The organism is Brevibacterium limosum (assembly GCF_011617705.1).
GTDB lineage: Bacteria > Actinomycetota > Actinomycetes > Actinomycetales > Brevibacteriaceae > Brevibacterium > Brevibacterium limosum.
This window is the reverse complement of the sequence record NZ_CP050154.1, coordinates 2,427,957-2,445,512: the sequence shown is the minus strand read 5'-3', so window position 1 is coordinate 2,445,512 and position 17,556 is coordinate 2,427,957. Positions and strand designations below refer to the sequence as shown.

The following is a 17,556-nucleotide window of genomic DNA, read 5'->3' as shown; positions in this document are numbered from 1 at the left end:
TGCCGCCTGCAGTTCATACCCCGATATCATCGGGGAATGATCTGCCCCTGCTCCGGAATGCCCCCAGGCACCGACTTCGACGACTGCTGCCGACCTGCCCTCGACGGTGAAACCTGGCCCACCACCGCCGAGGCGCTCATGCGCTCCCGCTACACCGCCTTCGTCCGCGGCGACGAAGACCACCTCTTCCGGACGTGGCATGCCAGGACCCGCCCCGACGACGTCGGAGTCGATGACGCCACCACCTGGCTCGGCCTCGAGATCCTGTCCACCACCGACGGGGGTCCAGACGATGCCACCGGAACGGTGCACTTCCGGGCGAGATTCCGGGACCACCTCGACGATCATATCCTCGAAGAGAACTCCTCCTTCGTCCGCAGAGCAGGACGGTGGATGTACCTCGAAGCTCTGGAGAACTGACTTCCAGGACCGACTTCGAGAAGCTTTGACGATGACGTCTATACTGTTGGCTGGCGCATCCAACGCCCAGCCGAGGTCGTGATCCCAGCACACCGACCGCATGGCGAAGGGGAGAGAATCCTCGGACGAAACCGGCACGGTGATTTCCTGACCAGGTTTCGTGCTGGGGGAGACTTGGTCGCTTGAGGAAGAGACACCATGACCAAGGACAAGGATTTCAAGAGGCTCGTTCGCACGCGGATGACCGAAACCGGTGAGAACTTCACCACTGCGCGCACCGCACTGCTCGCCGCGAATCAGAACGCGAGCCAGAGTGCGGAAGCCACCAGCGAATCCACCATCGACCCGCAGATCGATCGGTTTCGGGCGAAGACACTGAGAACGTTCATGCCGAATGGTCGCATCACGGCCATTCCGACGAAACGTCGCGCTCTCGTCCTCATCCTCATCGAGGTCCTCGCCTCCCTCGACCCGGACCGGGTCTACGACGAGAAGCAGCTCAACGGCATCCTCGGCGAATTCCACCCGGACTTCGCCCTGCTGCGTCGCGAGCTCATCGACTACCGACTGCTCGAACGCAATGCCCACACGGGGGAGTACTGGGTGAACCCGAACCCGCCGACCCACACCGGCTCACAGGCGCAGGAGATGGCCGGGCTCGAGGTGTTTCTGCGCTGAACCGGCGACGGCGTATCCTTGAAGCTCGAACCACAACCGGGCAGACACGAGGAGCATCCATGGCCTACCACGCCGATTCGACCGATCTCGACGACAAAGAGATTCTCAGCTGGGACAAGTTCGGCCGATCGGCGCGTGAGATGGCGCAGACCATCGCGGATTCCGACTACGACCCCGAGATCGTCATCGCCGTGGCCCGCGGTGGACTGCTGCCCGCCGGCGCACTGGCCTACGCCCTCGGGCTCAAGCTCTCCGACGCCATCAACGTCGAGTTCTACACCGACGTCCACGAGACCCTGCCCGACCCCATCCTGCTCGCCCCGATGCTCGACATCGAAGCGATCAAGGGCAAGAAGCTGCTCGTCGTCGACGACGTCGCCGACTCCGGTCGCACCCTGGCCCTCGTGCTCGAACTGCTGCGCAAGCACGGTGCCGAAGCCCAGTCTGCCGTCATCTACGCGAAGTCCGCGTCGATCATCGACCCGAACTTCGTGTGGAAGCGCACCGATCAGTGGATCGTCTTCCCCTGGTCGGCCGAACCGCCGGTCGAACCCAGCAAGTAAGCTGACCATATGGAGGAGACACGGGACATCGCCGCCCCGTGCGGACGCGTCCGCGCCTATGTCGCCGACGACGTGATCCGCGCACGCGGCATCCGCTACGCCCGCGCAGGACGTTTCCTCCCTCCCGTCGACGAACCCCCGGTCGAATTCATCGACGGTGCTCAGCCCGGCCCGGCGAGCCCGCAGCTGCGCCGCGACCCGAACGCCGGAATGACCTTCGACCAGCTCGGTGGGCTTCCCATCAGCGAAGACTGTCTACGTGTGAGCGTGACGATGCCGAAGGACACCCCCACCGAGGCGGAGCTGCCCGTCCTCGTCTGGATCCACGGCGGAGCCTATGTCGCCGGGGCCGGGGATGCGGAGATCTACGATCCGCACGCCCTGGCCGCCGAGCAGAACATCATCGTCGTCTCCGTGACCTACCGCCTCGGTGTCCTCGGCTACCTCGGAACCGGTCGAGACGACCACCTCAACCTCGGAGTGCTCGACCAGATCTCCGCCCTGCGCTGGGTGCGGACGAACATCTCTGCCTTCGGCGGCAACCCGGACAACGTCACAATCGCGGGCCAAAGCGCCGGAGCCGATGCCTGCGCCCACCTCATGATCGCCGAAGGCGCCGAAGGACTCTTCCACCGAGTGCTCATGGCCTCGGCCCCCTTGGGCCTGGCCGGTGGGACGGACACGATGAACTGGGCGATGGGGAAGGTCGCGCAGAAGATCGACCCGGCATCCAGTGTCGACGACATCCTCCGGGCCCAGGAGGAAGTGCACAGAGCCGCCCTCGTCGGGGGTCTGCATGCCGGAATGTGCTTCGGAGTCCGCTACGGCCGCTACCCGCTGCCATCACGTTCGGATGCGGCGACCGCTTGGGCCGAAGTCGCGCCGAAATACGAAGTGCTCATGACCCGCACAGAACGCGAGATCGCCTTCTTCGCCGGATTCGTGCCCACCTTCCGTCGCCTCCACGACCGGCGCCTGACCTCGCCCATGCTCGAATCGCTCATATCAGGAATCACCTCGGCGGTGTACACCCGGGCCGGACGCGAATTCTACGACCGGCACCGCATGTCGGGCGGGCAAGGGGCCCGTCTGCTCATCGTCTCCCGCGGAGACGGCAGCTTCTTCGACGCCGCACACTCCGGAGACCTGCCGCTGATCTTTCCCGGCGAGATCTGGCACAGATCCTTTCTCGACTACGGCGCGACCACCGATATCGCCGGTCCCGAACTGCGTCGGATCTGGGGCACCTTCGCCACCTCGGGCACTCTGCCGCGAGTGCGTGTGCCCGGCCTCATCGACATCATGGGCTGAACGATTCGACTGTGCGGTGCCCACTGCTGTCGGTCTTTCACAATTGCCGTGTCACCGGCGTGCACTACCGTTGGATCATGGACGCACAGCAGATCTCGGCCGCCCGTCTGATCGCTCAGGGCCTCGTCGGACCTCCGCCGTCGTCACCGACAGGCACCGACCTCTCACCTGCCGGTGCCGTCGTCGAGCACCTCGGCTGCGTCCAGGCGCAAGCGCTCGGCGGAGCATTGGTCTCGCTGGCACTGCGATCGGGCCGCGATCTCAGCGAAGGCGTGGCCGCAGTCCGCGCCGCCATCGATGCCGGAGAGATCGTACGGTCCTGGACCCAACGCGGCACAATCCATCTGACCACGGCCAAGGACCTCGGGTGGATCCTCGGCCTGACGGGGGCGCGGACGATGAAATCCACCGCCAACCGGCGCAAGCACTTCGGCATCACCGACGCGATGATCGACACCGCTGCTCGGCTGGCTGCGACCGCCATCAGAGACCGTGGACCGCTGACCCGCGAACAGCTGCTCGACGCGTTTGCACCCATCGACGCCGGTGACGAATACGGTCACGCCCGATACCTCATCACCTCCCTGGCACTGCAGAACATCATCGTCCAAGCTCCCATGATCGAGGGCAAGGACGACATGAGATATGTGCTCACCGCTGATTGGGTGCCCGCTCCCACAGAATTGGACGCCGAGGCGGCCGAACACGAATGGGTGAGACGCTTCGTCACCAGCCACGGACCGGTGACGGTCGACGACGTGACCCGGTGGACGGGACTGCCGAAGACGAGAATGAGAAAAGCCATCCAAGCCGGAATCGACGCCGGTGAGATCGTGAGCGCGGACATCGACGGCACCGACTATGTGCACGCCCCGGACCTCGAGGACCGATTGTCCGAATGGGAGACCGCGGCACAGGAGACCATGCTCCTGCCGGGATTCGACGAGATCATCCTCGGATACAAGGACCGCAGCGCCACGCTCGACCCCGCGAACGAAAGACTCGTTGTGCCCGGCGGCAACGGAATGTTCAAGAACACGGTGGTGACCGGCACCCGTGCACGCGCCACATGGAAGCGGTCACCGCGGAAGACCGGTCCGCGAGTCCTGGTCGAAGCATTCCCCGGCGAAACGGTCGACTGTGAGGCTGTCGAATCGGTGAGCGAAACCCACCCAGCCTTCATCTGAGGCCCAAGAAACGACCGACAATGGACGAACAACAGAGGACACGCACACCGGCGAGCAGGACGGTCGCCGCAGAAGACCAGTCGGCATGGTCGCAGCGAAGAACCGACGTCGGGATCATCCTCAATCCCAAACATGCGGCGACCCGGCGAGCGTATGCCGCTCTGGTGCAGGGCCTGCGTTCGGCTTCCGCACACTACCGAAGCGTGACGACCAGCGTCGAACGCTCCGGTCATCGGCAAGCCGAACAGCTCATCAGATGGGGAGCCGACATCGTCATCATCCTCGGCGGGGACGGCACCATCCGTGCGGCGGCCCCGGTGCTCGCCGAGGCGGAGATCCTCACATTCCTCGTCCCGGGCGGGACCGCGAACGTCCTCTGCCGCCACATCGGCCTCGGTTCGTCCCGGCACGCAATCGACCACTGTGTGGGCACGGTGGCGACGATCATCCGAGGCGGAACCACGAGCAGTCTGAACGTTCCGATCAATACTGCGGAGCTTCGGCAAGCAGACGGCAGTCGACATCGCAGCGGGTTCATCAGCCTCGCAGGCATCGGGGGAGACGCCCGCGCCGTCGCCCACCACCATGCCGCCCCGGGGCTGGCCGGCTACGCGTGGGGAGCCGCCCGTGCCCTCTTCGCCGCCGACTTCACATTGCGCACAGGGGAAGTCGGCCCGCGGCCGGTGTGGTCGGTGATGGCATCGAAGGCGACTCGTCCGGCAGGGCCCATCGTCGTATTCCCGGAGGCACGAATCGACGCGGAGGCCTTCTCCGTGCTCACAGTCGGACCGCTCCCGCACCAGTTCACGGCACGTTGCCGAGCGTGGGCGGGAATCGCCGCAGCATGCCTGCAGGGCAGACCGCAGGCACATCCGCTCATGGACTATCGCCGAACCACGGAAACGGCGATCGTGCTCGAATCACCTGTGCCGGCACAACTCGACGGCGACCTCATCGGGGACTGCCTGGAACTGCGGGTCAACGCTGGTGAGAGGAAGCTGCGGGTGTCTGCGCCGACGACGTGAGGTGCCGACGATCCCGCGTGCGATCTCACGTGTTGCGGTGGAGGAATTCTGCGTGGATTCGCCGGTCCGTCCCCAGCTCCGGGTGGAAGCTGGCGCCCCACACCGAACCCTGCCGGACGAGGACTGGCATGTCTCCGTGACGGGCGAGCACCTCGGTGTCGGACCCGAAATCGAGGATCTGCGGAGCCCGGATGAATGTGCCTTCGACCGGTTCGTCCAGACCGCGGACGGTCAGCGGGGCGGTGAACGACTCGCGCTGTCGACCATAGGCGTTGCGGGCCACGGTGATATCGAGCCCGCCGAGGCGGTCGTACCCGCCCAGAGAATCGTCGCTGAGCCGATCCGCCAGGAGAATGAGCCCCGCGCACGTGCCGAAGACCGGCAGACCACCGGTCATGCGTTCGCGCAGAGTCGCGAAGAGATCCGTGCCGGCGGCGATGCGCACCATGGCCGTGGACTCGCCGCCGGGCAGGATGAGCGCATCGATGTCGGTGAGGTGGTCGGGCCCGGTGACCTTGAGGGTGTCGACCCCCAGGGAGCCGAGCATGAGCAGGTGCTCACGGAAGGCTCCCTGGAGGGCGAGGACGCCGACTCTCACCAGCCGCGTTCGGCCAGACGGTGCGGTGCGGGGACATCGGCGACATTGATGCCGACCATCGCATCGCCGAGTCCGCGGGAGGCCTTGGCCACAGCCTGCGAGTCGTCGAAGTGAGTGGTCGCTTCGACGATGGCCTTCGCACGGGCCTCAGGGTTGCCGGACTTGAAGATTCCGGAGCCGACGAAGACGCCATCGGCACCGAGCTGCATCATCATCGCCGCATCCGCCGGGGTGGCGATGCCGCCGGCGACGAACGTCACGACGGGCAGGCGGCCGAGGCTGGCGACCTGCTTGACCAGGTGGTACGGGGCCGCGATCTCCTTGGCCGCGACGTAGAGCTCATCTTCGCTCTTCGCGCCCAGCGCACGGATCTCGGAGCTGATGGTGCGCAGATGGCGCATCGCCTCGGAGACGTCGCCGGTGCCGGCTTCACCCTTCGACCGGATCATCGATGCGCCTTCGGTGATGCGGCGCAGTGCCTCACCGAGGTTGGTCGCACCACAGACGAACGGCACCTTGAAGACGGACTTGTCGATGTGGTTGACGTAGTCGGCGGGGGAGAGGACCTCTGATTCGTCGATGTAGTCGACGCCGAGGGTCTCGAGGATCTGTGCTTCGACGAAATGCCCGATGCGGGCTTTGGCCATGACCGGGATGGACACGGCGCTGATGATCGAATCGATGAGATCGGGATCGCTCATCCGGGCGACGCCGCCCTGGGCGCGGATGTCTGCGGGGACCCGTTCGAGGGCCATCACGGCTGAGGCTCCTGCCGCCTCGGCGATGCGTGCCTGCTCTTCGTTGACGACGTCCATGATGACGCCGCCCTTGAGCATCTGGGCCAGTCCGGTGTTGAGCAGGGTCTGTGTTTCGGTCATAGTGGTGCCAGTCCATTCACTGTCGCGGAGTCGATCCGGGTCGACCAGGTGAACAGAACCGAGCGATCTCGGTCTGCTGCCATGGTCGGAAGGATCGTGGTTCTTCGGGGTGAACGGCCGTTCCCGACCAGCCTAAACCGAACGGTGGCTCAACCAGAGAGCCAGAAATGTGCAGGTATTTTAGGCCAGATAGTTGTGGTCGCATTATGATCGACTGATGGATTCGACGTCACAGGATCGCATGCAGGCCGAGGGCATCGCACTGCCGATGAACGTCGACAAGGGTCTGCCGACTCCCCTGCCCGATCAGCTCACTCAGGAGCTGCGCCGTCTGATCTCGGAGGGGACTCTGCGTCCCGGAGATGCGGTGCCCTCGAGTCGTCGGCTGGCCAAGCACCTCGGGATCTCCCGCGGCAGTGTGGAGACCGCCTACGCGCAGCTCGCCGTCGAGGGATTCCTCATCGCCGCCGAACGCTCGGCCACACGGATCAACCCCGACCTGCCCGGAGCGTCGCGAACACCGCATCCGCGGCGCCGGATTCCCGATTCGCCGAGGCGGCGCCTGCGCAACTACGTCGACCTGCGCCCGGGATTCGGCGGTGACGACCCTCTGCGCGAACCGGCCTTCCGCCGGGCCTGGAGGGAATCCCTCGACCTCGACCCGGGCCCGATCGATCCCTTGGGCCAACCCCGTGCCCGCTGGGCGATCGCCGACTATCTGCGACTGGCGCGTGGTATGGCGGTCGACCCCGATGAGATCATCCTCACCAGCGGATCTCGCGACGGACTGCGGCTGCTGCTGAGCACCGGCATCTCCGGCTCCATCGCCGTGGAGAATCCCGGGTTCCCGGGCCTGCGGCAGGCAATGACCGACCAGCATCTCGTTCCCCTGGACACCGCCTCCTCTTCGTCGGCTCCGACCGAAGTGGGCGCCGCCGTGGTGACCCCGAATCATCAGTTTCCACACGGAACGCCGATGCCGGTCGACCAGCGTGCCCGGCTGTTGGACTGGGCGGCTCGAGGCGATGTCCTCCTCGTCGAAGACGACTACGACAGTGAGGCCCGCTTCACCCGCACCGTGCTCCCGACACTCTTCGACCTCGCATCATCGACCGGCAGCGCAGCCCGGGTCGTCCATATCGGCACCTTCTCCACTCTGCTGACCTCGGCCGTATCGACCGGGTACGTCATCGCCCGCGGGGAGACCTCGGAGAGGCTGATGAGCATGCGCACGGCGCTCGGCCCCGCGTTCTCACCGATTCTGCAGATGGCCATCGCCTCCTACCTCGCCTCCGGTGGGCTGCGTCGTCGCATCTCCCGTGGTCGACGTCGACTGCGGGCCGCCGAGGAGGTCGTGGCCGAGATCGGTCCGATCCCCGGTCTGGTCCATGACGGACGCACTCTCGTCATCGAAACGACTCAGGAGCAGGCCGAGAGCCTGCTGCGGCAGCTGGCCGACCGCGGCATCCTCGTCGGCTCATTGGCCCGCGGCTGGACCGGCGGGAACGAGGCCAGGCACGGTCTGGTCATCGCTCATTCGAACGTCGAGGCCCCTGTGCTGCAGGACGCCTTGGGAGAAGTGAAGACCCTGTTGAGTAGGATGCGGTCATGAGGAATTCCGGATTCGCAGTCGACGGCATCATCAAGCTGCTGCTGGCCGTCGCCGGCTTCATCGTCGTCGGCGGGCTCGAGGACTTCTTCCTCGCCCCACGCTGGCTGGTCATCACCGCTCTGGTGCTGCTCTTCCTCAGCGCCGCCACTCAGATCTCCTATGGCGTGAGCAAGGGCGAGAAAGGCTATCTGAAGTACCCGATGGTCTTCGACGCGCTCATCGTCGTCGCCGTCGTCATCGGGCTCATCCTCGCCGCCGCGAGCAACCCCGCCGGTGCCTGGATACTCTTCGGCTTGGTGGGCGTGGGCTCTCTGGGCATCGCCGTGATCTTCACGACCGGCGAGAACGGCCCCTCCTTCAGCGAAGAAGACTCTCAGAACCCCTGACCGCGCCCGCACACCCTCCGAGGATCAAGCGTTCCCGCGCCACCCTTTCGGCCGATCAAGCGCCCGCGCACATTTGTGGTCGTCTACGGGCACATATCCGCTGTAGGACTTGATCGGCGCGAATTCCTGCCGGATCGGTGCGCTTCGGGCGGACAGGCGTGGCAGCGCTTGACCGGCGGGAACTCTGCAGAGGGACAGTCAGCGATTGAACGCGATCGCGGCGATATGACCGTCCGGAATGCCGGCCTCGAGATCGTGGATGTCGACATCCGGATGCGGTGAGTTCGGGAGCGGCCCGGCGCCGATGTAGTCGAGACCGGGATCGCGGGCCAGGCCGGTGCTCAATGCCTTGAGGAAGGCTTCGGTGCGTGCCCATACGCGCACGAATCCGGTTGCGAAGTCGCCGTCGGGAAGCACTTCGAGCTCGGCCCGCTCTCGTTCGTGGAGCAGCTGCATCGCCTCGAGGGCGACATCTCGTTCGGGGACCGCTTCGATGTCGAGGCCGACCGGATCATCGGCGACGGCGACGAGGACGAGGCGACGAGACCGGGACACCGAGAACTCGCACTCGTCGTGGCGTGGTTTGCCTGCCGAATCGAGGCGGATCTCGATCGCAGCGGGATCCTGGTCGAGATGCGCTCCGAGCACATGGCGAAGGACGACACGACCGGCCGACCAGGTGAGAGCCGCCTCGGCGTCGAATTCCTCAGCATAATTGTGTTCCTGCTCGGTGAGCGCGGAATCGTCGTCGCGCGCCCACGCCGCCTCAGCCGAGGTATCGGCGAGGATGAGAGTGACAGGCAGTTCGGTGGGCAGTTCGGTGAAGCTGGGGTGGTGCGCCATCGATCAGCGGCCCAGGGCCTTGTTGATCTTCTTCAGCTTGCGTCCCAGAACGAAGATCCGCACCGAACCGATGATTCCGGCGATGAGGATGCCGCCGATCGCAGCGAAGAGCATCGCCACGCCCAGGGGCAGTTCGAACTGCCAGCCGAAGTACTTGAACTCGGCCGGGACATTGTTCTGCAGAATGAAGATGAGCAGGAGGACGACGATGACGGCGCCGAGGATGAGGGAGACCCACATGCCCGCCGACATTCCGGAACCGGTCTTCGTCGACGGCAGCTCACCGGTGTGTCCTGCCGGAGGCTGAGTCTGCTCATGAGTTCCTTGGGGGGATATCTCCCGGGTCTTGTCCGCAGCGGCGGTCTCGCCCGTCGCGGGAGTATCGCTGCCGAGCACTGAATCGGTTTCGGCCAGGAGCTCTTCGGGCGTCTGCGAATCGCCACGCGGGTCTTGAGTACTCATGCGCCCCATCATAACCGCTGATGGGGCGCATGAGGGTAGAGAAAGAGTCCCGGCAGGGTCTGCCGGGACTCTTTCTCAGATGGTGTCGATCAGTCGATCAGACAGTCTTGCTCAGCGAGGAGATGATCTCGTTGAGCGTGGCCGAAGGCCGCATGGCGGCTTCGGTCTTCGCGTCGTTCGGGTAGTAGTAGCCACCCAGGTCGACCGGGCTGCCCTGGACCTCGAGGAGCTCGGCCACGATGGCGTCCTCCTTCTCGGCCAGCGCCTTCGCCACGGGAGCGATGGCCTCGGCCAGTGCCTCGTCGGAGGTCTGCTCGGCCAGCTGCTGTGCCCAGTAGGTGGTGAGGTAGAAGTGGCTGCCGCGGTTGTCGATCTCGCCGACCTTGCGCGACGGCGACTTGTTCTCTTCGAGGAATCTGCCCGTTGCGGCATCGAGGGTGTCGGCCAGCACACCGGCCCGCTCGTTTCCGTGGACGTTGAATTCGTGGCGGAAGGACTCGGCCAGGGCGAGGAACTCTCCGAGGGAGTCCCACCGCAGGTGGTTCTCTTCGATGAGCTGCTGGACGTGCTTCGGAGCCGAGCCGCCGGCACCTGTCTCGAACAGTCCGCCGCCTGCGATGAGCGGAACCACGGAGAGCATCTTCGCCGAGGTGCCGAGCTCGAGGATCGGGAACAGGTCCGTGTTGTAGTCACGGAGCACGTTGCCGGTCACCGAGATGGTGTCCTTGCCCTCACGGATGCGGTCGATGGAGAACTGAGTGGCCTCGACCGGGTTCATGATGCGGATGTCCAGGCCCTCGGTATCGTGGTTCTTGAGGTACTCCTCGACCTTCGCCTTGATGTTGCGGTCGTGGGCGCGGGTCTCATCGAGCCAGAACACGGCCGGGGTCTCCGACAGGCGGGCGCGGGTGACAGCGAGCTTGACCCAGTCGCGGACGGGGATGTCCTTGGTCTGGCAGGCACGCCAGATGTCACCGGCGGCGACGTCGTGGCTCATGAGCACATCGCCTGCGGAGTCGACGACCTCGACGGTTCCGGCTTCCGGGATCTCGAAGGTCTTGTCGTGGCTGCCGTACTCTTCGGCCTTCTGCGCCATGAGTCCGACGTTGGGCACGGTGCCCATGGTCCGCGGGTCGAAGGCGCCCTTGGCCTGGCAGTCCTCGATGACGGTCTGGTAGACGCCGGCGTAGGAGGAATCGGGGATGACGGCCAGGGTGTCCTGGGTCTGGTCGTCCTTGTTCCACATCTTGCCGCCGACGCGGATCATCGCGGGCATGGAGGCGTCGACGATGACGTCGGAGGGCACGTGGAGGTTCGTGATGCCCTTGTGTGAGTTGACCATGGCCAGGTCGGGCCCCTCGGCCAGGCCCTTCTCGATTCCGGCCTTGATCCCGGCGGCCGCATCGGCGGGCAGGGTGTCGAGTCCGGCGAGGATGGCGGCCAGCCCGTTGTCGGAGGTCAGTCCCGCCTCGGCGAGGACGTCACCGTATTCGGCGAAGACGTCGGGGAAGAAGGCCTCGATGACCTTGCCGAAGAGGATGGGGTCGGAGACCTTCATCATCGTGGCCTTGAGATGGACGGAGAAGAGGACGCCGTCGGCCTTGGCCGCGGCGATCTGATCCTTGACGAACTCGTCGAGGGCGGCGGCGTTCATCTTCGTCGAATCGACGATCTCGCCGGCGAGGACGGGCAGGGACTCCTTGAGCACGGTCGTCTCGCCGGCTGCGGTGCGCAGGCGGATGGTCAGGGTGTCATCGGCGTCGATGATCACGGACTTCTCGTTGTCGCGGAAATCGCCCGAGCCCATGGTGGCGACGCGGGTCTTCGAGTCCTGGGTCCATTCGCCCATCGAATGAGGGTGGGCCTTGGCGAAGTTCTTCACCGCCTGCGGAGCGCGACGGTCGGAGTTGCCCTCACGCAGCACCGGGTTGACGGCCGAACCCTTGACCTTGTCATAGCGGGCCCGGACGTCCTTCTCCTCATCGGTGGAGGGCTCTTCCGGGTAGTCGGGCAGATCGTAGCCCTGGGACTGGAGCTCGGCGATCGTCGCCTTCAGCTGCGGGACGGAAGCGGAGATGTTGGGCAGCTTGATGATGTTGGCATCAGGAGTCTGGGCGAGTGCGCCCAGCTCGGCCAGGGCGTCGCCGACCTGCTGGTCTTCGGGCAGGCGATCGCTGAACTGGGCCAGCACGCGTGCGGCGAGAGAGATGTCTCGAGTCTCAACCTCGACACCGGCCGACGTGGCGAAGGCTTCGATGATGGGTTTGAGCGAATACGTCGCCAGAAGCGGCGCTTCATCCGTGCGCGTGTAAATGATTTTAGCCATAGTTAAGGACCACTCCGCATCTTCTTGGGGTTTATCGCCCTCCATCCTACCTTCTGGGCCATTTCAGCAGTCGGTTCAGGCCGATGACGGTGCTCACACCTGTCGTTCGCACCCGGTAGTCTTCTGTGTCGGCACGGACAACAGAAAGAGGACGACAGTGGCCAAACTCTACTTCCGGTACGGAGCGATGAATTCCGGCAAGTCGACCGCTCTGCTGCAGGCGGCCTTCAACTATGAGGAGCGCGGTCAGCGGGTTCTGCTGGCCAAACCCCTCATCGACACCAAGGGCGCATCGCTGATCGTGTCCCGGTTGGGAGTCACCCGCGAGGTCGACTTCGTCATCCCCGCCGACGGCGACGTCGAGACGATCTACGCCGAACATGCGGACTATGTCGACCACGATGCCCTCATCGAGTCCATCGACGCCCCGAAGGTCCCGGTCGCGTGCCTGCTCATCGACGAAGCGCAGTTCCTCAGCCCCGTCCAAGTGGATTCGCTCATGCGCATCGCCACCGCAACCTCGGTGCCGGTGATGTGCTACGGAATCCGCACGGACTTCCAGACGAAGGCATTCCCCGGATCGGCCCGGCTGCTCGAGATCGCGCACACCCTCGAAGAGCTCAAGACGATCTGCCGCTGCGGTCGCAAGGCCATGTTCAACGGCCGCCTCGTCGACGGACAGTTCATCTTCGCCGGCGATCAGGTCGCCATCGACGGCAATTCCGTGACCTACGAATCACTGTGCCCGAGCTGTTATCTCGAGTTCTCCGGCGGTAGGCTTTCAACGACAGACTCCTGACCGATCCGGACACAGCTTCCCCGTCGAATCCAGCTCGTCGACTCCCGTCGCATCCAGTCGAATCTCCGTCGCACCTCAAGTTCTCAAGGAGCCTCAATGCGCATCGCCGTCCGTGCCTTCAATGACAATCCCGGTTCTCCCGTCCTCGTCTTCGGCAACGCTCTGGGCACCCGGATGCCCTTATGGACGTCCGTGGCCGCACGCTTGGCCGACGACTATCAGGTCTACCTCACCGACCTTCCCGGACACACCGTCTCCACCGGTGAATCCCTCGCCGAGGCGTCCGCACCGCTGACGATCGAACAGCTGGCCTCCGGCCTCGTCGAGTCCCTCGCCGAGCTCGGGGTGGAGTCCTTCGCGTACTGCGGAGTCTCGATCTCGGGCGCCGTCGGCCTGACCCTGGCGCTCAATCATCCCGACGTGCTGACCGGCCTCGTCGCCTGCGCGACAGCCGAGAAGTTCGGCACCCCGGAGTCCTGGGACGAACGCATCGCCGAAATCCGCGCCGACGGCACCCGGAGCGTCGTCGATGACACCGCCGATCGGTGGTTCGCCGCCGGATTCCTCGGCGAGGACATCGCCACCGGCCACCTCATCCTGACCGACCTCGCCCTGATCGAGGATGAGGCCTATATCGCGGCCGCCTCGGCGCTGAAGACCTACGACGTGAGCGGGAAGCTCGGTTCGATCAGCACCCCGACGCTGGTCATGGCCGGCGCCCAGGACCCCGGCTGCACTCCGGAGGCGATGACGGAGATGGCCCAGCAGATCGAGGGCGCGCACTTCGTCACGATCCCGGACTCCGCACACCTGCTGATGGTCGAACACCCCGAGATCGTCGTCGACCACATCCTGGAGTTCTGCGGCCAGCTGTAGCAACCGTCGGACCCACGCGCAGGGGCCGGTTCCCACCCTCGGGAGACCACTTCTGGAGTAGGCTGGGCGAAAGCACAGACAAACCTGCTCGATGAGGAGTGAGAATGTCCCCGCGCCGGAATTCCACTGAGTTCACATCCACCGAGATCGATCTGCGCTCTCCGGGGGAACGAGAACCCGGCGTCAGCCGCACCACGCTGAGAATCCGGTGGACCGGGTTCCTGCTCGGCCTAATCTTCTCCACCCTGATCTACGCGATCATGCCCGCCGACGTCGGGCATGCCGCCAAACTGACTGCCGCGGTCGCTGTGCTCATGGCGGCCTGGTGGATGACGGAAGCGCTGCCGATCGCTGCGACGTCCCTCGTCCCGCTTGTGGCATTTCCCGTGCTTGGCACCGACGTCGAGATGGAGACCGTCGGGGCCTCCTACGGGAACCCGATCATCTTCCTCTTCCTCGGCGGCTTCCTCATCGCCCTGGCGATGCAGCGGTGGAATCTGCACCGTCGCATCGCACTTGTGACTCTGAGCATCATGGGCGACCGGCCCGGACCGATGATCGCCGGCTTCATGATCGCCACCGGATTCATCTCGATGTGGGTGTCGAACACGGCGACCGCAGTGATGATGCTGCCGATCGGCATGTCGGTGCTCATGATCGTGTCGAAGGTCGTGGGCACGGCCCTCAACGAAGCTGCGGATCCGGACGGGGCCGGAACCGAAGACGCCGGCGGTGCTGCCGACAGGCCGACCGACGGCGACGGTGCTGCCGACAGCCCGAGCGACGGCGGCGATGACACCGGCATCGGCGCGGTTGTGAAATCGAATTTCGGCACCGCGCTCATGCTCGGCATCGCCTACTCCGCGTCGATCGGGTCGCTGGGCACCATCATCGGCACTCCTCCCAACCTCTTCCTCATCGGCTTCCTCAAAGACAGCTACGACATCTCCATCGGCTTCGGTCAGTGGATGATCGTCGGCGTGCCGTTGTCGGTGGTGATGATGGCCATCGCCTGGTTCCTGCTGGTCAAGGTGCTGTTCAAACCGGAGATCGACAGGATCCCCGGCGGACGTGAGCTCATCCGCGATGAACTGGCCAAACTCGGTCCTATGTCCACCGGTGAGAAGCTCGTGCTCGCGATGTTCGTCCTCGCCGCCGTCAGCTGGATCTCTCTGCCGCTGATCTTCGAGGAACCGCCGATCAGCGACGAAGGCATCGCCATGGCCGTGGGTCTCCTCCTCTTCCTCATCCCGGGTGGAGCAAACCGGGGAGTTCGGCTCCTCGACTGGGAGACGGCGGAGAAGCTGCCTTGGGGGGTCCTCCTGCTCTTCGGCGGCGGACTCGCTCTGTCCGCACAGTTCTCGGACTCGGGACTGACCGAATGGATCGGCAAGACCACCAGCGGTCTCGGGGTTCTGCCCACAGTGCTCGTCGTGGCGATCTTCGCGGCCATCATCCTCTTCCTCACAGAGCTGACCTCGAACACCGCGACAGCGGCGACGTTCGTTCCCGTCGTCGGGGGAGTGGCGATGGGCCTCGACCTCGACCCCCTGCTGCTGACGATTCCCGTCGCCTTGGCCGCGACCTGCGCGTTCATGCTGCCGGTCGCCACCCCGCCGAACGCGGTCGCCTTCGGTTCCGGTTATGTCACCGTGGCTCAGATGGTCAAGGGCGGGCTGTGGCTCAACGTCATCGGCATCGTGCTCGTCACCGCCACGGTGTATCTGCTCGCCGTTCCGGTATTCGGGATCGCTGTGTGAGGTCGAGCGGAACTGGCAGACTGATGTCATGACTGAGCTGTTCGAACCGCTGACACTGCGCGGAACCGAGATCCCCAATCGCATCTGGCTGGCACCGATGTGCCAGTATTCCTGCGAAGCCGAAGACGGAATGCCCGGCCCCTGGCATCTCGTGCACCTCGGTGCCCGGGCGCAGGGCGGATTCGGGCTCATCCTCACCGAAGCCTCCGCCGTCGTCCCCGAAGGTCGAATCTCACCACAGGACGCCGGAATCTGGAACGACGACCAGGCAGAGTCATGGTCGGCCGTCGTCGACTTCGTCCACTCCCAGGGCAGCATCATCGGCATTCAGCTCGCCCATGCCGGCCGCAAGGCCAGCACCTATCGTCCTTTCACCGGTGAACCGAAGGGCAGCGTCCCCGAGTCCGAGGGCGGATGGCCGACACTCGGCGCCAGCTCCATCGCCTATCCGCAGCTGGCCGAGCCCGTGGAGATGACGAAAGACGATATCGCCGAGGTGGTCGCCGCCTTCGCAGCTGCTGCCCGCCGTGCGATCGACGCCGGGTTCGACCTCGTCGAACTCCACTCGGCCCACGGCTATCTGCTCCATTCCTTCCTGTCACCGCTGTCGAACCAGCGCAGCGACGAATACGGCGGCGATCTCGCCGGCCGGTCCCGACTGCTCCATGAGGTCTATGCGGCCGTGCGCGCCGAGGTCAGCGAGGATTTGCCGGTGTTCGTGCGCATCTCGGCCAGCGAATGGACCGACGGCGGATTCGACATCGCCGAAGCCGCCGAGGTCGGTCGTGCGCTGTCCGAAGCCGGAGTCGACCTCATCGACGTCTCCTCGGGCGGCAACTATCCGGTGCGGATCCCCATCGGTCCCGGATACCAGGTGTCGATGGCCGCCGCGATCCGCGCCGAGGGCGTGCCGACCGGCGCCGTCGGACTCATCACCGATCCGAAGCAGGCCGAGACCATCCTCAGCACGGGGCAGGCCGATGCGATCTTCATGGCCCGAGCCGCTCTGCGCGAACCCTCATGGCCACAGCGTGCCGCCCATGTGCTCGGCGTCGAACCCGGACCCTACCCACCGCAGTACACGCGCGGCGCCTGGTGACCCGGTCTCGAACAGATTGAGCAGAGTCAGTACAGATTGAGGAGTTTGGAAATGAACACGATCGAAACCGAGCATGTCGTCATCCGCTCTATCGCGGTCTCCGAGATGGCGAACAACGTCTACCTGCTCACGGGCAGGGAGACCGGCTCTCAGGTGCTCATCGACGCCGCCGATGACGCCGAGGCGATCGCCGAGCTCATCGGCTCAGGTGCCCAGGACACCGAAGCCGAACCGACGCTGCGGGCGATCATCACCACCCACCGGCACTGGGATCATATCCGGGCGCTGCCGGCCACCTCGGCGAACTATCCGGAGGCGATGACCATCGCCGGAGCCGCAGACGCGGCCGCCATCACCGAGGCGGAAGGCGTCGAGATCGCGCATTCCGTCGATCACCTCGACGTCGGGGACTTCGGCGGATTCGTCCTCCAAGCCATCGAGCTGCGCGGACACACTCCCGGCTCGACAGCGCTGCTTCTGCGCGACGGGGGCAAGACCATCCTGTTCTCCGGCGATTCGCTGTTCCCGGGTGGGCCGGGCAAGACCTGGTCGGCCGAGGACTTCACATCTCTCATGGACGACCTCGAGGATCGGGTCTTCGGTGAGCTTCCGGACGAGACTCTCGTGCTGCCCGGGCACGGGGATTCGACGACTCTGGGTGACGAGCGCCCGAAACTGGGGGAGTGGCGCGAACGCGGCTGGTGACCGCGGCCCTGCCCCGGCGCTGGGCGAA

General features: G+C 65.3%; 18 protein-coding genes. 13 read left to right on the top strand and 5 right to left on the bottom strand.

Annotation, left to right across the window (positions count from 1 at the left end; genetic code table 11):
* Positions 1 to 36: 36 nt before the first annotated feature.
* The 6 genes from GUY37_RS10980 (at position 37) to GUY37_RS10955 (ending at position 5,184) form a co-directional block, all read left to right on the top strand.
* Positions 37 to 420 carry a YchJ family protein gene (locus GUY37_RS10980; RefSeq protein ID WP_228278145.1) on the top strand — a complete coding sequence of 128 codons (384 nt, stop codon included), beginning with the start codon at positions 37 to 39 and terminating at the stop codon, positions 418 to 420.
* A gap of 198 nt (positions 421 to 618) precedes the next feature.
* Positions 619 to 1,098, top strand: coding sequence for a DUF2087 domain-containing protein (locus GUY37_RS10975; RefSeq protein ID WP_166825484.1), 480 nt, complete (start codon positions 619 to 621; stop codon positions 1,096 to 1,098).
* Positions 1,099 to 1,157: 59 nt separating this feature from the next.
* Positions 1,158 to 1,661, top strand: coding sequence for a phosphoribosyltransferase (locus GUY37_RS10970; RefSeq protein WP_152347955.1), 504 nt, complete (start codon positions 1,158 to 1,160; stop codon positions 1,659 to 1,661).
* 9 nt (positions 1,662 to 1,670) lie between these two features.
* Positions 1,671 to 2,972, top strand: coding sequence for a carboxylesterase family protein (locus GUY37_RS10965; RefSeq protein ID WP_166825481.1), 1,302 nt, complete (start codon positions 1,671 to 1,673; stop codon positions 2,970 to 2,972).
* Between the two features lie 77 nt (positions 2,973 to 3,049).
* Positions 3,050 to 4,159, top strand: a complete 1,110-nt coding sequence (locus tag GUY37_RS10960) for a winged helix DNA-binding domain-containing protein (protein WP_166825478.1) — start codon at positions 3,050 to 3,052, stop codon at positions 4,157 to 4,159.
* Between the two features lie 20 nt (positions 4,160 to 4,179).
* Complete coding sequence (locus GUY37_RS10955; RefSeq protein ID WP_166825475.1) at positions 4,180 to 5,184, top strand: diacylglycerol/lipid kinase family protein; 1,005 nt, start codon at positions 4,180 to 4,182, stop codon at positions 5,182 to 5,184.
* Positions 5,185 to 5,209: 25 nt separating this feature from the next.
* On the opposite strand, the gene pdxT is transcribed toward GUY37_RS10955, so the two are convergent.
* Complete coding sequence (gene pdxT, locus GUY37_RS10950; protein ID WP_323127498.1) at positions 5,210 to 5,782, bottom strand: pyridoxal 5'-phosphate synthase glutaminase subunit PdxT; 573 nt, start codon at positions 5,780 to 5,782, stop codon at positions 5,210 to 5,212.
* On the bottom strand, positions 5,779 to 6,660 hold the full coding sequence (gene pdxS, locus GUY37_RS10945; RefSeq protein WP_166825472.1) for a pyridoxal 5'-phosphate synthase lyase subunit PdxS: 882 nt from the start codon (positions 6,658 to 6,660) through the stop codon (positions 5,779 to 5,781). The genes pdxT and pdxS overlap by 4 nt, the downstream gene beginning before the upstream one ends.
* A gap of 217 nt (positions 6,661 to 6,877) precedes the next feature.
* Here pdxS and pdxR point away from each other — a divergent pair, with 217 nt between their 5' ends.
* Complete coding sequence (gene pdxR, locus GUY37_RS10940; protein WP_228278144.1) at positions 6,878 to 8,272, top strand: MocR-like pyridoxine biosynthesis transcription factor PdxR; 1,395 nt, start codon at positions 6,878 to 6,880, stop codon at positions 8,270 to 8,272.
* On the top strand, positions 8,269 to 8,658 hold the full coding sequence (locus GUY37_RS10935; RefSeq protein WP_152347962.1) for a hypothetical protein: 390 nt from the start codon (positions 8,269 to 8,271) through the stop codon (positions 8,656 to 8,658). Before pdxR ends, GUY37_RS10935 begins: the two co-directional genes overlap by 4 nt.
* Positions 8,659 to 8,856: 198 nt before the next feature.
* Here the strand turns inward: GUY37_RS10935 and GUY37_RS10930 are convergent, their stop codons facing one another.
* The 3 genes from GUY37_RS10930 to GUY37_RS10920 all read right to left on the bottom strand — a co-directional run bounded on the left by GUY37_RS10930 (position 8,857) and on the right by GUY37_RS10920 (position 12,289).
* Positions 8,857 to 9,501: a 4'-phosphopantetheinyl transferase family protein gene (locus GUY37_RS10930; RefSeq protein ID WP_166825470.1), complete on the bottom strand. Its 645-nt coding sequence runs from the start codon at positions 9,499 to 9,501 to the stop codon at positions 8,857 to 8,859.
* A gap of 3 nt (positions 9,502 to 9,504) precedes the next feature.
* Complete coding sequence (locus tag GUY37_RS10925; RefSeq protein WP_166825467.1) at positions 9,505 to 9,963, bottom strand: LapA family protein; 459 nt, start codon at positions 9,961 to 9,963, stop codon at positions 9,505 to 9,507.
* Between the two features lie 97 nt (positions 9,964 to 10,060).
* Complete coding sequence (locus tag GUY37_RS10920) at positions 10,061 to 12,289, bottom strand: NADP-dependent isocitrate dehydrogenase (RefSeq protein WP_166825464.1); 2,229 nt, start codon at positions 12,287 to 12,289, stop codon at positions 10,061 to 10,063.
* A 157-nt stretch (positions 12,290 to 12,446) separates the two neighbouring features.
* Here GUY37_RS10920 and GUY37_RS10915 point away from each other — a divergent pair, with 157 nt between their 5' ends.
* The 5 genes from GUY37_RS10915 to GUY37_RS10895 all read left to right on the top strand — a co-directional run bounded on the left by GUY37_RS10915 (position 12,447) and on the right by GUY37_RS10895 (position 17,528).
* A complete protein-coding gene (locus GUY37_RS10915; RefSeq protein ID WP_166825461.1) occupies positions 12,447 to 13,088 on the top strand; it encodes a thymidine kinase in 642 nt (213 codons plus the stop codon).
* A 96-nt stretch (positions 13,089 to 13,184) separates the two neighbouring features.
* Positions 13,185 to 13,964, top strand: coding sequence for an alpha/beta fold hydrolase (locus tag GUY37_RS10910; protein ID WP_166825458.1), 780 nt, complete (start codon positions 13,185 to 13,187; stop codon positions 13,962 to 13,964).
* A 104-nt stretch (positions 13,965 to 14,068) separates the two neighbouring features.
* A complete protein-coding gene (locus tag GUY37_RS10905) occupies positions 14,069 to 15,724 on the top strand; it encodes an SLC13 family permease (RefSeq protein WP_166825455.1) in 1,656 nt (551 codons plus the stop codon).
* A gap of 28 nt (positions 15,725 to 15,752) precedes the next feature.
* Positions 15,753 to 16,823: an NADH:flavin oxidoreductase/NADH oxidase gene (locus GUY37_RS10900; RefSeq protein ID WP_166825452.1), complete on the top strand. Its 1,071-nt coding sequence runs from the start codon at positions 15,753 to 15,755 to the stop codon at positions 16,821 to 16,823.
* Positions 16,824 to 16,874: 51 nt separating this feature from the next.
* The gene (locus GUY37_RS10895; protein WP_166825449.1) at positions 16,875 to 17,528 is read left to right on the top strand and encodes an MBL fold metallo-hydrolase; all 654 of its coding nucleotides are present in this window, start codon (positions 16,875 to 16,877) and stop codon (positions 17,526 to 17,528) included.
* The last annotated feature ends 28 nt before the right edge of the window (positions 17,529 to 17,556 follow it).

Coding starts and splice junctions, on each gene's coding strand:
- GUY37_RS10980 (WP_228278145.1), top strand. CDS start 37: ATGATCTGCCCCTGCTCCGGAATGCCCCCAGGCACCGACTTCGACGAC.
- GUY37_RS10975 (WP_166825484.1), top strand. CDS start 619: ATGACCAAGGACAAGGATTTCAAGAGGCTCGTTCGCACGCGGATGACC.
- GUY37_RS10970 (WP_152347955.1), top strand. CDS start 1,158: ATGGCCTACCACGCCGATTCGACCGATCTCGACGACAAAGAGATTCTC.
- GUY37_RS10965 (WP_166825481.1), top strand. CDS start 1,671: ATGGAGGAGACACGGGACATCGCCGCCCCGTGCGGACGCGTCCGCGCC.
- GUY37_RS10960 (WP_166825478.1), top strand. CDS start 3,050: ATGGACGCACAGCAGATCTCGGCCGCCCGTCTGATCGCTCAGGGCCTC.
- GUY37_RS10955 (WP_166825475.1), top strand. CDS start 4,180: ATGGACGAACAACAGAGGACACGCACACCGGCGAGCAGGACGGTCGCC.
- pdxS (WP_166825472.1), bottom strand. CDS start 6,660: ATGACCGAAACACAGACCCTGCTCAACACCGGACTGGCCCAGATGCTC.
- pdxR (WP_228278144.1), top strand. CDS start 6,878: ATGGATTCGACGTCACAGGATCGCATGCAGGCCGAGGGCATCGCACTG.
- GUY37_RS10935 (WP_152347962.1), top strand. CDS start 8,269: ATGAGGAATTCCGGATTCGCAGTCGACGGCATCATCAAGCTGCTGCTG.
- GUY37_RS10930 (WP_166825470.1), bottom strand. CDS start 9,501: ATGGCGCACCACCCCAGCTTCACCGAACTGCCCACCGAACTGCCTGTC.
- GUY37_RS10925 (WP_166825467.1), bottom strand. CDS start 9,963: ATGAGTACTCAAGACCCGCGTGGCGATTCGCAGACGCCCGAAGAGCTC.
- GUY37_RS10920 (WP_166825464.1), bottom strand. CDS start 12,289: ATGGCTAAAATCATTTACACGCGCACGGATGAAGCGCCGCTTCTGGCG.
- GUY37_RS10910 (WP_166825458.1), top strand. CDS start 13,185: ATGCGCATCGCCGTCCGTGCCTTCAATGACAATCCCGGTTCTCCCGTC.
- GUY37_RS10905 (WP_166825455.1), top strand. CDS start 14,069: ATGTCCCCGCGCCGGAATTCCACTGAGTTCACATCCACCGAGATCGAT.
- GUY37_RS10900 (WP_166825452.1), top strand. CDS start 15,753: ATGACTGAGCTGTTCGAACCGCTGACACTGCGCGGAACCGAGATCCCC.
- GUY37_RS10895 (WP_166825449.1), top strand. CDS start 16,875: ATGAACACGATCGAAACCGAGCATGTCGTCATCCGCTCTATCGCGGTC.